Genomic DNA, 14,057 nt, shown 5'->3' with positions numbered 1-14,057 from the left:
ATATATTTATGTTAGATTTAATAGTTAATTAATAAAACAGGGCATGGTGGATGCCTGCCCTGCTAACATCATATTTTATAAGTACATAATTAGCATTAAAAACAATTAAGCTAACCTCTTCAACGTTTGCTCATCTTTTACTCCATTAAAAAACATGGTCAACACCTGTTCAAAAACAGGGTCTGCATTTGATATAGCTGCAAACAAGGTCATGCTAGATTTCAGCTTCAAGTGATCTGGACTACCAAAAATGTAATTTGCATCTTTGCTTTTCAAATTCAAAAGTGAAGTGCTAATTTCAATTAATCTCTGCCCTAAAATAGGATGGTTAAGATAGGTTTCAGCTTCAACTGTGTTCTCAATAGCATAATATTGGGCAGTTTCTGAATACCCTAGCCCAGCAATTTGCGGAAAGATATACCACATCCAATGGCTTGTTTTTTTGCCATTTCTAATTTCTGCCAATGCAGTATGAAAATCTTTCTGTTGTGCTTTAATAAATCGATCAAGCTTATCCATACCAACTATTCGCCTCTAGTTGCAGGATTGGTTAGGTCACCATCAATGGCCTTGTCTAATGGTGTTCCTTCACCATCTGTAAATTTCTTTTCTTCTGGTGTATATTTGTTTGCTTTGGCTTTAGTTGCGTTTTGCTGCAGTTGATCATTAACTTGAGACTGCTTTTCATTTTGACCTGGTTGATCTTTAGGTGAATTTTCCATGGTTCGTTATTTTTAATATTAAAACACAGTGTCGCCATTTAAGTTTAACCTAAATTATTACTTGTATGTAATTACTAAATAAACTAGTTCTGTACATGATGTTCTACACGATGCACAAAATCATTTAGATCAAAGGGTTTATTGATAAAATCTTCTGCTTCGCATTTTGCTTTGATCTGGCTAAGTTGATTACCAGCCGACATTATCATTACCGGAATATCATATGTTTTAACATTGCGTTTTAACTTAGCACAAATGTCTAAACCGTTTCCATCTGGCAACATCACATCTAGCACCACCATATCTGGTTTGTGATGCTGCATCTCTTGCCAAAACATGCTGGTATTTGGACAAACTTTAACATCATACTGCTCTTCGATAAGCAAAAACTCTATCATCTCTCTAATTGTAGCATTGTCTTCTACTACATATATGCACTTTTTCATAGCTCATTTATTTAGGATGTATAGCTATAACTTTAATGATGATCAGAAGTTTACGATACTTTTCAACCTTTTAGAAGTTATTAACGTTTGGAGATTGTAGCCAGTAAATCTTAAAAATAGAGAAATAAAAAAGGCATACCCATGGGGTATGCCTTATCAATCAATTTTTTAAAATTATTTAACAGTATTGATGTCTATAACAACGGTTCTGTTGTAAAAACGTTCTTCTGGTCTACTGTTTTCGAAAGGAGCGCTATCGGTCGCTTCTCCATTTCCAGTTGTTTCAAACTTCACATTTCTTTTTCCTGCTTTTGCGAGTGCAGCTTCTAGTATTTGCTGTGTCTCTTGGGCTCTTTTGTTAGATAATTCTAAATTGTATTTTTCACTTCCAATGATATCTGTATGGCCATGAATAATTACAGTTGAATTTTCACTAATTAAAGGAGCTACTTCATCGGTAAGGAATTTAGCATAAGTAGCAGTAGTGTTAGCTTTATTAAAGTTATATAAGATACTATAACGCAAACCGTTTTCTGTTTGTTCTTCAGTACCCATTAGCTGTACAGCACTTTCTTTTCTAATCACATTTCCTGTTTTAGTAGTTCCCAACATCACAACTTTATAACTTCCAGGTGTATTGTTAGTGAAAATGGTTTTTCCAGAGATGCGCTCTTCGTTTTTAGTGAATGGACCATACTGTTTTGTTGTGCCATTTGGATCGGTAACATCAAGGGTGTATGAACTCAATACTTCACTTGCTTTACCCACATAAAAAGTAACAGCACTGTCTTTAGGATCAACCTGTGTTGCATTAATTTGAATAGGTTTCATGAGCTCACCGCCCAATACCATCAATAAAGCACTAGAATTACTCTGAATGTCAACTCTACGGTCACCTTCTCTTAATAAATTTAACTCTTTTTTACCACCAACCTGCTCTGAGGGATTGACAGGTTTAGTTCTTCCATTTGTGGCTATTCTATTTTCATTAATAGCATACACATCTACAAGGTATTTTTTAATTTCCATTGCAAATGTTTTACCCTCTACTGGACCTGCTAATGAAGCACCACTTAATGTAATGTTAGCTTCTGGATTTGCTCTCATACGGTCACCTAAAATATTTAGGATATTATAATAAACCTTAAGTTGTCTTTCAGAGCGAACATTCATGTTTTCAGAAGGTTCTTGTTGTAAATCTTCTTGTTTAAATTTAGCAGCCTGGGCAGGTGATAATAACACGTAACGAGATGGAATTGTTGTCGCTCCTTCATCAAAGAAAACATAATTAAGTATAGGTAAACTCTCACTTACCTTACGTTTCATGATTACAGCAGATGGCGCTTTAACACTAAAGTTAACATCTAAAGATACAGGCACTACCGCTGTTTCTGGCTTAGCTACAGCTTTACCTTTACCAAATTTAAATGCTATACCAGTTCGCACTGTTGTCATAGACCAACTTTCAATTTTTCTTACATCTTGTCCGAAATAAGGATGGAATGAAACGAAAGGAGCAATTACAAATTTAGTGGTGCTTGTTGGAGAAGATATATCAATATCATATCCTGCACCAACTTGTCCAGAAATTATATTTTTACGCACCTCACTAAACTCGCTTGAAGTATTTTCTTGTTTAAGCTGTGTGTAATCAAAATCTTTTTGAAGGTTAAAAGCAAGCCTAGGACCAGCAAAGAAAAATAGATTACCACCCCAAGGATTTACACGCAGAGTTGGTTCAATCGTAAGGTAACTTACATTAGTTGCTAAGGTTGCTGGGCAGTCACATGGTGCAATTACACCATCAAACTTTCCACCTCTACCATCATAACCAATATTAAGTGTGCCACCCCATATCGGTGTAGGTCGGTATTCAACAAGTACAGAACCAAAAGGTTTTACTCCTTTTCCTTCATGAAAGGCAGTAGGCACAATTAACCCATTGTTTAAGCGTTGTGTAGTGCCATCGAAAAAATTAAAATTTGATGCTCCTGCAACCCCAAACCACCATTTTGGTGGGGTAGTTTGGGCGTGAAGCGTAGTTTGTATCAACAATAGCATTAAACAGCATGCTATTGTTTTCTGGATGATTTTATTTAGGGCTAACATAGTTATATTTTTAATTGATAAATTAATTTGCAAACAATTGCTTATCGGTGATTGATTCGTTAACATTATTGCGGTACGTTAATAGTGGTGTTAACCATCGTTACCGATGCAACTAATGAAATCGCCCTTCCGTTAAGTACTGTTTGTACTGCATTACCTGCGGTAGAGAATGTAATACCTGCTGTAGAGATAATGTTACCAGTCATAATACCACCACCGGCAGAATTAATTACTGCTGCACTTCCTACATACCAGTATACATTTTTAGCTAATCCGCCATTAATCATTGATACGCTTCTAGCTCCAGCTGGACCAGCAACACCTACAGTTAAGCCTGCAGCGGTTTGGAAGAACCATTCTGCGTTTGGATTACCTTGTGCATCTAGCGTAAGATTACCATTTGTGATTTTAAATGTACCACTTGCTGATCTATAAATACCTGGAGGCAATGTTAATCCACCAAGCTCTCCAGCACCTGGGTCAGAACCACCTGGTTTAGACGCAGGCGAAATGCTATTGTAGGCTACCGTTGCATCCGCTAATCCTTGAGATGCTATTGCAAATGAAGTTGCATTTCCTGGGGCAGGAGGTGCCGTATAAATTCTACCAGTTACATTACCTCTATTTAAAGGCGTCTCGGTATAGATGTCTGCAGTAGTACCGTCATGGAAACCAGTGATTAATGTTGAAGCAGCAGTTGTACCAATACTTCCATTATTAATTACTGTATTCAATCCCATATTGGTAATACCAGCATTTCCACCAAAAGCACCAAACAAAGCAACGCTACCCAAAATATTTACTGGAGCTATTTGTGTAAAGTTTGCAGTAATATTTCTATTGGCTGTCATGGTAACAGTTAATGGATTAACTGAGCCAGATGCATCACCAGACCAAGATGTAAATACATAGCCTGGACTTGGAGTGGCAGTAAGCACAACAGTAGACCCATGGTTATAGGTAGCCGAATTAGGTGTTTTAAGAACAGCACCATTAACTGCCGTTACATTTAAAGTGTAAGTATTGAGGATGAAATTAGCAGTAAAGCTTCTATTTGCTGTTAATGCAAAAGTATAACTTGCACTAGTAGAAACCACTGCTCCTGTTGCTTTATCTATCCAGTTTACAAAGGTGTAACCTGTATTTCTAGTAGCTACTATAGTAACTGAAGCTCCACTTGCGTAAGATCCTTCACCATCTGTAGTACCACCACTTAAAGGGTTTGATGATAAGGTTACAGCAAATTGAGAAGCTGGTATCACTCTATAGTTGGCTACTAATGTTCTATTGCCAGTAATGATAAACTGGAAACTAGCACTTGTTGCTACAATATTTCCATTTTCAGTCCAATTTAAAAATGTATACCCGGCATTTGCGGCAGCAGTTACTGTAACAGGAGAACCTGCTGTGTAAGATCCAGATCCACTGTTAATTCCACCAGCTGCAGGGCTAGATGATAAGTTTACAGCAAAGTTACCTACTGGTACTGGAGCAAAATTAGCTACCAATGTTCTATTTCCAGCTATCGTAAACTGATAATTAGAACTTGTAGAAACACTTACACCGTTTTCAGTCCAATTGGTAAAAGTAAAACCTGCACTTGGTATTGCTGAAACAGTTGCGGTAGACGCCTGTGCAAATTGACCAGCACCTGTAACCGTTCCACCAACTGTTGGATTGGCAGATAACGTAATTAATGGAATACTTGTAAAAGTCCATGTATAGTCATTTACCATTGCCGTATGAAATACATCTTTCACAGCTGAAGTAACTGTTCCTGTGTAAGTGGCAAAAGGGGTAAGTGGTAAATCAGGCTTAAAAGTATATACCTTTAAATCTGCTGTGGCCGCAATTTTTCCTGCAACTAAAATACCAGCTTGTTTAATGGTAAAAGTACTACCATTAATAGATGCGGCATCCATGTCTGTATTAAAAGTAATGGTAATTAACTTATCCAATACTACATCTACAGCTTTATCCATAGGGTCTGTAGAGGTGATTACTGGACATAAGCCAACAACTTCGTCTTTAAAGTCATCTTTTTTACAACTTACTATTAATAGGGTTGATAATGTAATTACCGAAAGGAGGTAACTAAAAGTTTTAAAATAGCGCAGGGGTAGGCGCAACAAGGTAATGCCCTCTGTTGGAGTAGTTTTTCTTTTCATTGCAAATGTTGTTTAATTGATGTAATTGAGGCCTAACAATAAGAGAATATTGTTGATATAATTAGAATTTTATAATTAAGCCATAAGTTATAACTGTATTTGCAAAGCAGATGCCACTGAATGGAGAGCTCTTAAAATTTACGGTTGTATGGTAGGTATTTAACAGTAATGTTACCTTTGATGTAGGTTAAAGCTCTTAACTAATAAGTAATTTTTTTTAAAAACTAATAAATTAACAACGGATAAAAAAATGGGTTATGCTCTGTTTAAAGGAATTAGTGTAAGATTTTAACTAATAATAAATTGAATGAAATTTATTGTAAATCAATTAGTTATGATTTATTTTTGAATGTTGCATTGTTAAGTTTATGGACTTATAAGCCTTATAATGAGGCTACTATTAACGATTTTTTTTCAATCAACTCAAAAAAGCACATATTATTGTAACATGAATTTTCTTTTAGGTTAATTATAAGTAAGCGAGCTAAATTTTAATCCCATTAGCATTGCGAAAGACCTGAAATAGATTCATTGTATAATTGTACAAAAGTAAATGCTCTACAATTTAGAATAACTGAGAGTGCCAATAGATAAAGGGTCACATAAATAGAAGCCTTACTTTTCTATAGGTGGCAAGGTAAAAAAGAAACTACTGCCTTTGCCTACTTCGCTTTCTGCCCAAATCTGTCCTTTATGCCTTGCTACAAAATCATAACATAAGCCTAAACCTAGTCCTGTTCCTTTTTCTCCTTCTGTTCCAAAAGTACTTAAACTGGTTTGATTAAAAAGTAGGGCAAGCTGTTCTTTAGAGATTCCAACACCGGTATCACTTACAGAAAATCTGATCCCACGTTCATTTGTTGCTACAGCAATGGTTACTTTACCTTTAACTGGTGTGAATTTAATAGCATTTGTTAGCAGGTTTCGAATAATTGTTTCAAGCATGGCTCTGTCAGCTTCAAGGTCAATGGGTTCTTTTAGTTCAATAACCACCTCGATGTTTTTTTTAATTGCCATGGCCTCTACAGTCTGTATACATTTATTCAATAATTGTTGTACATTGTCAATTTTTATTGGATTGAAGGTAACAGAATTGAACTGCGATTTTGCCCATTTAAGTAAGTCTTCTAATAGATCATTGGCACTTGAAAGTTCGCGTTTCATGGCCAGTAAATAATTTTGGAGTTGCTCTGGGTCTGTTTCTGGTAAATCATCAATGGTTAAGCTCAGCAATTGTAAGCTACCTGCTATTGGATTGCGCAAATCGTGACCGATGATAGAAAGAAGTTTACTTTTTTGTTCGTTAGAAGCAGTAAGTTCTGAATTTAAGGCTTTTAATGCATTTTCCTGAAATTTTCTGGTAGTTACATCACGCATGCTCCCTTCGGTAGCAACGATCACTCCATTTTCTACAATTAGTCTAGCATTTACAGAAGCGTAACGCAGTTCTTGGTCGCTGGTTTTCAATCTTACTTCAAAATCTATTACAAAACCATGAGTGCGCAGGCTTTCTATAATTCTTTCTCTATCTTGTGGATAAAAATAGAAGTTAGCTACAGGCTTACCTATAATTTCATGGCGAGGGTAGCCAGAATATTGTTCTATGGATGGGCTTATCTCAGTTACTAAACCCTGGTGGTCTGTCTGGTAAAATACATCTTGTACGTTCTCAAAAATAGTACGGTATTTTTTCTCACTCAGCACAAGGTCGTTTTCAATTTCCTTTCTTTTGGTAATGTCTTCTATTTGTGAAACATAATATAACGGTGTACCATCATAATCATGTAACATAGTAGCGGCAATAATAACCCAAATTACATTCCCGTTTTTATGCAAGTAACGTTTTTCATACTTGGTGCGTTCCATTTTACCAGTGGCAAAATCACTTAACATGGACGCTGTTTTTTCAAGATCATCAGGATGTGTAATGTCTTTTATCGAAAGGGCTTTTATTTCTTTTTCAGTATAGCCCAGCATTTGACAAAGACTCTTATTTACCCTTTTCCAATTGCCCTCAGGACTAATAAGCGCCATGCCAATGAGCGAATGTTCAAATGCCAGCTTAAACTGTGCCTCGCTTTTATCTAATTCTTGCCTTAAAAGGGTGCTCTTTGTAATATCAAATGCAATAGCCCCAACCATACGTCCTCCACTATTTTCATCAGCAAAAGGAAACTTATAGATTTTGTAAACTTTTGGATGGCCTTGTTGGTCTCTTACTGTTTGCTGAAAATCTATCCCTTGACCTTTTTCTAGTGCCTGCTCAATCTTGTAGTTAGCAATCATGCCAATTTCATGGCCAAATATTTCTTCACTCTTCTTACCTACTACATCTGGAGTAAGATGAAGAGTGTCGTAAAAACACTTATTGGCATATTTAAGTACGCCATCCGCTCCAGCAATCCAAGCCAAGCCCGGAAAATGGTTCATGAAAAGCTGGAAACGATTTTCGTTCATCACTACATCATTATTCACGGTTACATCTTCGCTGGTCATCATCATGCCAGCAATTTTTCCGTCGTCACCTAAAAAATGCCTTACTTCCCATTTAAGGTACATAACCGAACCATCTGCTCGTTCAAACCTATCATTGATAGCATTCTGATCCTTTCCTTGCAAACATTGTGCATGAATTTCTTTCCACCTATCGCTAATTTCAGGAAATACCTCGTAATGAGATCTGCCAATAAGCGGAGTATTATGTAAATTGTAAAAAGAAATCCATTTTTCTGAGGCGGCAAGATAACGCATATTGGTATCAACAATTGCCGTTGGCAATGGAGATACCGCAAGGATATGCTCGATTAAGGTCGAAATTTTTTCCATCGGGTAGATTGGCTTATACTGGTTACACAAATATAGGCAATTAGAGCTGTTTTGACCTACCTTATTTGTGTTTTTTAAATAAGTTTAAGATAAGGAGTACGCTGATTATTGATATTGATGGTTAATATGTTAATTTCAAAAATACAAGCCTTAACTATCATTGAAATGATTAGCATTTTTAAATTTTAGCAGTTATACTTTTGGTACTTCTTAATTAAAAAGTTAGACGGTTGTGGCTTGTGCCTTTTTTACCCATTCTTCAAATAATTGTTGTACGCCTATTATTAAATTTGCTGTTGCGTTAAATAGTGTGGTTAGTAATAGCTCATCTATTTGATACGTACTTTCATACCGAGCTTTGATGTAGGCTTCTTCTAATATAGTAAATAAATGAAGCTCTTTTCTTTGGATGGGGTTAAACAAACCCATCAGACCTGGACAGTAATGTAATGCATGTTTGCGCAATACCAATAATTCATGACTTCTGAAATCCTTTCCTTTAAAAGCTACAATCAAGCTTCTTAATGAAAATTCACAGGCTTGTTGCAACATAAAAGCTGCCATTCCATGTTCTTGGTTATCCAAAAACGATTTTGCCCCCTCAAAGAAGTTAGTAGCCTTCTGAGTGTGATGCTTAAACTCTGTTTTTGTTTTTAGCTGATTTTCTGCCAAATAAATCAAATTTGGTTTTGGGAGCATGAAATCGGTGCTTCGTTGGTAGATGCAATTTGCCCGGATGCATAGTGTTGCATAATAAAAATGACACTGTGTAATCATATTGGCCATAGTACTATAGGCGTGTATCGCACAGCTGATGTTTGGATAAGCCAATAAAGTGAAATTAACAAGGCTTTGGATATCATCTAATGGCTTATATAGGTATTGATCGAGTACAATGGTAAGACTACAATTATTGGTGCTAGCACAATGGTAAAAAATATAACCTACTGGAATTATCTCTTTTAAAATCTTTACAATAGCAGAGAGGTCTTTCAAGGTGTAATTCTCCTCATCAAATTCTTCATCCTTATAGTTTTGCTGATAAGAAGCCAAGCAACGTTGGGTAATATAATTGAGCTCTGCATAAAAGAGATGAGTAATACTCATGTGCTCATTTATTTCATCATCAGGAGGTAGTAAAGGCAATAGCGAACTCTCTATAAGTTCGGTAGGGTAATACCTGAACAAACTATTTAGTTCTTTTTCATAATCTAGTATCAAAATTTGTTTAGGCTTCATGTGTTGCAACTGTTAAAACTTCGGCGTTAGGAATTGCTGTAATGATGATATAAAAGGCTTCGGTTATTTTTTGAAGCGTTAGGTACTGTTCAAAAGCATATTCTGGAGTAATACCATTAATGTCTACATTATTACTTAGGCCAGCCTCTAACCATTCTTTTAGGCCCAACCTAAGTTTAATAATATTTGGCAAGGTTAATTGTTCCTTGCAATAAGCTAAAGGGTTTGTTCTATAATTTAGGGCCAACAAATGTGGAGATTCATCACTTAGTGTTAATTCTCCATTTTCAATATGGTCATCTCTAATCTTTAATAACCATTGGCCAAAAACTTGCTGGTTATTTTGATTTGGCTTAGGCTTATAAGTTAAATTGTTGGTTACGATAAAGTACCCAGCTTGGATGAGTAGGAGGTATTGGTTGTAGATAAAAAATAGATCATTTGGGTTTTCGTACCTTAAATTTTCGGTAATAGCTGCAGTATACCATTTTTGAAGTTCTTGTCTGTAACCACTGAGGTTAGTAAAGCTAAAAAATGATTCAATCATCGAAAAGGGATTCGCCGCTACTTTCGGTTCAAAAAGAAATGGCTCCGTTAAGGCGAAATTTAATAAAGGGTTTTGATAGGTAGGGATCCTGAAACTGTTTTTGCTCACAATCCTTTCATGGATTAACCAGCAAGCTGCAATTAGCTTTTTTGCATTACCGTATAAAGGCACAATAAAAGTGGTATTTTCTATAATGCTACCAGTGTTTAATCCTACAGCTATCCATTTTTTTAAAATTTGCAGGTAAAAATGAAGGTCATGTTTTTTAAATACCGCTTTAATGGCTTTAAAGGGGTTGATCAGTTCTTGCACCTTCAGCTGATAAGGAAAGTAGGATAGGGTTTGTTTTTCGGTAATTAAGAAGGTTGTTTCTACTTTAGCTTTATTTTCTAGTAAGGGAAGTTCTTGAGGTAGTTGGAGCAACTCATGGCAACTTTCGAAGAGTATTACCATCTTTTCATAGAAGAAATACAAGTTGGATAGGTTAATCCTTTTTTTTCGTGGTTTGCCACCCAATAACAATTCCATCCAATAATCTATAAAAAGGAGATGGTCGTTTAATGCGCTGGTGCTGAAAAACCCTTGGATGTCATCTAAAAATTTTGTTTCGTTTAGGTTAAATATGTTGTCTTTCATAGGAGGTGTGGTATTTTGAGGTAGATTTAATAACTTGCGTTGTCATCTCTAATCTATGACTTATATAAGGATTATCTTAATATTGTAAGATAATCTTATTAACATTTTGTTAAATGACTGAAAACGAACGACTAAAACTTATTATTGATAAGCTTCATTTCAAAACCCAAAAGGAATTTGCTGTTAAATTGAACATTCAAAGTGGTTCTTTATCAGATATAATTAGGGGAAAGGGTGGTATGAAGATCTCTAATGCCATTAAGGATAAGTTAACATTTATGTTTAATGTGAATCAAGAATGGTTAACCGAAGGTATTGGCGAACCCTTTCTTAAAAAAGGACCAATCGTTTCTGAAACTAAAGAGGGGGTACCTTATTTTGATGTTAGCCTAGCTGATATCAATCACTCTGTATTTATGGAAGAAGAGCCAGAATACTTTGTAAACTATAAACCTTTTAATGATTGTACAGCTTACTTACCTGTATACGGAGATAGCATGTATCCGAAATATGCTTCTGGCGAAATTATAGCAGTTAAAGAAGTAACAAATTTTGAAGTATTGCAATGGGGCGAAGCTTATGTAATTATGGGTGATGATACTACAAATGGCATTAGAAGCATTAAACTGGTACATCAACATGCCGATCCGAATAAATTAATATTGCGTTCAAGTAATCCGAATTTTAAAGGAGATACCATAATCAATAAAAAAAGCATTAGCTCCATGTATATTATTAAAGGGAAAATTACCAGAAATTTGATTTAAGCCTTTTGTAATATCTCAAGATGCAATCCAATTTCTCTCCCGATCTCTGGAAATAATAGATTTTTTTATGCATTAAAAAACGCTTGTTTTAAACTATATTTTTATGCGTAAAATGTTCATATTCTTTACATTGCGTTTTATTTTAACTATTCTTTCCAGTAAACTATGTAAATAATTTTCTCTTTGCAAGGGTGAAATAATATATCAGTAAAACCATAAACAAGTTAGATAGCAGTAGTTATAATATTGAGAAATAAAATTAGTTGAATTTATGACTTATATGCGTTTTGATGCAGCTGTGCATTAAATATATTGATGTTACCTCTGTAAAATGAAAAGGGCTGCCCATCCGGACAGCCACTTTTTCAAACCAAATATAAATGTGTATGAACAGGACAAATATACAAATTAAATAAAGACTACCAAATTAGTAGTATTTATTTTTTTATGTTTTTTTCGTTGCCAATTTGTCTTCATTTTTAATGATGTTGAATGAATTCAAAATTATTTTTTTTACTCAAATGTTTTGAAATCCATTGCTAGAAGAGAAAAAAAACAGCTATATTACTATTGGTTTTTTGAAACCGTACTGAAGTTAAAAGCGTGCAACTATCTAGTCCAATGTACTATGAAAAATACCGATTTATTTAACCTATTCGAGTTATCACCAGTACCCATTTGGATATTTGATGTGTCTACCTATAAATTCTTAGACGTAAATAAAGCTGCTATTGAACAATATGGTTACAGTAAAGACGAATTTTTGTCGATGACTATTCATCAGATCAGACCCCCTGAAGATATAGAGAGGATAGAAGGGATTATAAAAGAAAATGTGGAGACAGGTATTTTCTACACAAATACTTTTAGACACATTCTTAAAAATGGAGAAATAATTAACGTTGAGATAGCCAGTAACCTGATTAATTTTGAAGGAAAAGAGGCAAGAGTAGTTTTAGCAATAGATATTAGTGAAATACTGCATGCACAAGAGGCTTTGAAAATGAGCGAAGAACGCTTTAAAGCTTTAGTCCGAGATGGCTCTGATTTGATTACAGTAATAGATCGTGATTTTAACTACAAATATGTAAGCCCGGCATCTAAACGGGTATTTGGCGTTGAGCCTGATTTTTTTATCGGTAAAAATGCTTTTGCCTACATCCATCCAGATGATCTCGCATTAGTAGAAAAGGAAGCTATACAGATTTGGGAGTATAAGCATATTCAGCTTTCGCCTTATCGTTACCGTGATTTAAATGGGAATTGGCTTTGGATAGAAACTAGGGCTACAAATCTATACCATGAACCTGCAATACAGGGTATTGTTTGTACATCTAAAGATATTACAGAACGCATTAAAAATGACCGCATTGTACAAGAGAATATCGAACGTTATAATATTGTGTCTAAAGCCACCAGTGATATAATTTGGGATTGTAATTTCGTAAATGATACAATTGCATGGAATAAGGCAATTAATGGTGTTTTAAAGTATAAGAATAAAGAACATACTACTTATAAATGGTGGCTAGAACAGATACATGAGGAAGACAAAGAGAGAGTTCTAGCTAAATTAGAGCGTTGCATAGCAAGTGGTTCTACTAAATGGGAAGATGAATACCGTTTTCGCTGCGGAGATGGCAGCTATAAATATATTTTTGATCGTGGATTTGTACTCTTGGATGAAAAAGGCAAAGCTTACAGAATGATAGGTGCTATGCAAGATATTACAGCTAGAAAGGAAGAAGAAGCTTGGTCTGAGGTATTAGAATCTGTAGTAGTAAATGCAACAGATGCAATTTTGATTACAAATGCTGCAGAACAACCGGTTATTATTTATGTAAACGATGCCCTTGTGGAGATGTCTGGCTATAGCAGGGAGGAGTTGATTGGTCAGTTTCCAGATATATTGCATAATAAACATTCCGATCAACGAGCACTTAATAAACTAAAACAAGCTATTAAAGATCAAAAACCCTGCGCAGTAGAGTTGGTAAATTATACTAAACAAGGACAAAGCTACCACGTAAGTGTTACCCTTAATCCGATATTTGAAGGGGATGGGAAATTGGCCAGATGGGTTAGTATTAGACGAGATGTAAGTGAGTATTGGCGCCACATGGATGAGATAGAAGAGCAGAATAGAAAGCTAAATGAAATTAGTTGGATGCAATCTCATGTGGCAAGAGCACCGTTGGCAAGAATCTTGTCTCTTGTAGAATTGCTAGCACATAGCAAAGACGAACAAGAGCGTTTAGAACTAATGAAATACCTCAAATCATCAGCAGATGAGTTAGATCAAATTATTACAACTATTGCCAATCAGACTTGATTTTATCCAGATAGTATTAAAAGTATAAATTTTTCCTACCTGCCGTCGATTTGCAAATTTTATCGATGTATTTGAGCTTTACGCTTTGCGTAAGGCAACAATTAATTCTCTGTTAAATCTTATGGGATTATAATTTACTCCAAGCAGGAGTAAGTCGTATTTTTAATACTAATATTTTTAGTATAACTTTGTTAAAACATCCAATTAAGAGCTCCAAATTCATTAATTGTATATCAGTAGGTAATAACCTTTTAGAACAAAGAAT

10 protein-coding genes are annotated in these 14,057 nt (G+C 35.2%); 2 read left to right on the top strand and 8 right to left on the bottom strand.

Going from position 1 to position 14,057, the window contains the following annotated elements:
• Nucleotides 1-105 precede the first annotated feature (105 nt).
• From FA048_RS09560 to FA048_RS09525, 8 genes are all read right to left on the bottom strand, one after another.
• On the bottom strand, nt 106-519 hold the full coding sequence (locus tag FA048_RS09560; RefSeq protein WP_136840253.1) for a DUF1810 domain-containing protein: 414 nt from the start codon (nt 517-519) through the stop codon (nt 106-108).
• Between the two features lie 5 nt (nt 520-524).
• Nucleotides 525-722 carry a hypothetical protein gene (locus FA048_RS09555; RefSeq protein WP_136840251.1) on the bottom strand — a complete coding sequence of 66 codons (198 nt, stop codon included), beginning with the start codon at nt 720-722 and terminating at the stop codon, nt 525-527.
• Between the two features lie 83 nt (nt 723-805).
• Entirely contained in the window at nt 806-1,168 is a 363-nt protein-coding gene (locus tag FA048_RS09550; RefSeq protein WP_136840249.1) for a response regulator transcription factor, read from the bottom strand.
• A 174-nt stretch (nt 1,169-1,342) separates the two neighbouring features.
• Complete coding sequence (locus FA048_RS09545; RefSeq protein ID WP_136840247.1) at nt 1,343-3,277, bottom strand: OmpA family protein; 1,935 nt, start codon at nt 3,275-3,277, stop codon at nt 1,343-1,345.
• A 65-nt stretch (nt 3,278-3,342) separates the two neighbouring features.
• Entirely contained in the window at nt 3,343-5,445 is a 2,103-nt protein-coding gene (locus tag FA048_RS09540; protein WP_136840245.1) for an InlB B-repeat-containing protein, read from the bottom strand.
• 615 nt (nt 5,446-6,060) lie between these two features.
• Nucleotides 6,061-8,271, bottom strand: a complete 2,211-nt coding sequence (locus FA048_RS09535; RefSeq protein WP_136840243.1) for a PAS domain S-box protein — start codon at nt 8,269-8,271, stop codon at nt 6,061-6,063.
• A 222-nt stretch (nt 8,272-8,493) separates the two neighbouring features.
• The gene (locus FA048_RS09530; protein ID WP_136840241.1) at nt 8,494-9,510 is read right to left on the bottom strand and encodes a HEPN domain-containing protein; all 1,017 of its coding nucleotides are present in this window, start codon (nt 9,508-9,510) and stop codon (nt 8,494-8,496) included.
• Entirely contained in the window at nt 9,500-10,693 is a 1,194-nt protein-coding gene (locus FA048_RS09525) for a hypothetical protein (protein ID WP_136840239.1), read from the bottom strand. Before FA048_RS09525 ends, FA048_RS09530 begins: the two co-directional genes overlap by 11 nt.
• A 113-nt stretch (nt 10,694-10,806) precedes the next feature.
• On the opposite strand from FA048_RS09525, the gene FA048_RS09520 reads away from it, so the two are divergent.
• Together FA048_RS09520 and FA048_RS09515 are read left to right on the top strand one after the other, a co-directional pair.
• Entirely contained in the window at nt 10,807-11,460 is a 654-nt protein-coding gene (locus FA048_RS09520; protein WP_136840237.1) for a LexA family transcriptional regulator, read from the top strand.
• A 628-nt stretch (nt 11,461-12,088) separates the two neighbouring features.
• On the top strand, nt 12,089-13,792 hold the full coding sequence (locus tag FA048_RS09515; RefSeq protein WP_136840235.1) for a PAS domain-containing protein: 1,704 nt from the start codon (nt 12,089-12,091) through the stop codon (nt 13,790-13,792).
• Nucleotides 13,793-14,057: the final 265 nt, after the last annotated feature.

The organism is Pedobacter polaris (assembly GCF_005116505.1).
Taxonomy (GTDB): Bacteria; Bacteroidota; Bacteroidia; order Sphingobacteriales; family Sphingobacteriaceae; genus Pedobacter; species Pedobacter polaris.
Note: the sequence above shows the minus strand (reverse complement) of the source record. Positions and strands in the feature narration are given on the sequence as shown.

What these genes read in the sequence shown, in the direction of transcription:
- FA048_RS09560 (WP_136840253.1), bottom strand. Translation starts at nt 519, where the DNA reads ATGGATAAGCTTGATCGATTTATTAAAGCACAACAGAAAGATTTTCAT.
- FA048_RS09555 (WP_136840251.1), bottom strand. Translation starts at nt 722, where the DNA reads ATGGAAAATTCACCTAAAGATCAACCAGGTCAAAATGAAAAGCAGTCT.
- FA048_RS09550 (WP_136840249.1), bottom strand. Translation starts at nt 1,168, where the DNA reads ATGAAAAAGTGCATATATGTAGTAGAAGACAATGCTACAATTAGAGAG.
- FA048_RS09545 (WP_136840247.1), bottom strand. Translation starts at nt 3,277, where the DNA reads ATGTTAGCCCTAAATAAAATCATCCAGAAAACAATAGCATGCTGTTTA.
- FA048_RS09540 (WP_136840245.1), bottom strand. Translation starts at nt 5,445, where the DNA reads ATGAAAAGAAAAACTACTCCAACAGAGGGCATTACCTTGTTGCGCCTA.
- FA048_RS09535 (WP_136840243.1), bottom strand. Translation starts at nt 8,271, where the DNA reads ATGGAAAAAATTTCGACCTTAATCGAGCATATCCTTGCGGTATCTCCA.
- FA048_RS09530 (WP_136840241.1), bottom strand. Translation starts at nt 9,510, where the DNA reads ATGAAGCCTAAACAAATTTTGATACTAGATTATGAAAAAGAACTAAAT.
- FA048_RS09525 (WP_136840239.1), bottom strand. Translation starts at nt 10,693, where the DNA reads ATGAAAGACAACATATTTAACCTAAACGAAACAAAATTTTTAGATGAC.
- FA048_RS09520 (WP_136840237.1), top strand. Translation starts at nt 10,807, where the DNA reads ATGACTGAAAACGAACGACTAAAACTTATTATTGATAAGCTTCATTTC.
- FA048_RS09515 (WP_136840235.1), top strand. Translation starts at nt 12,089, where the DNA reads ATGAAAAATACCGATTTATTTAACCTATTCGAGTTATCACCAGTACCC.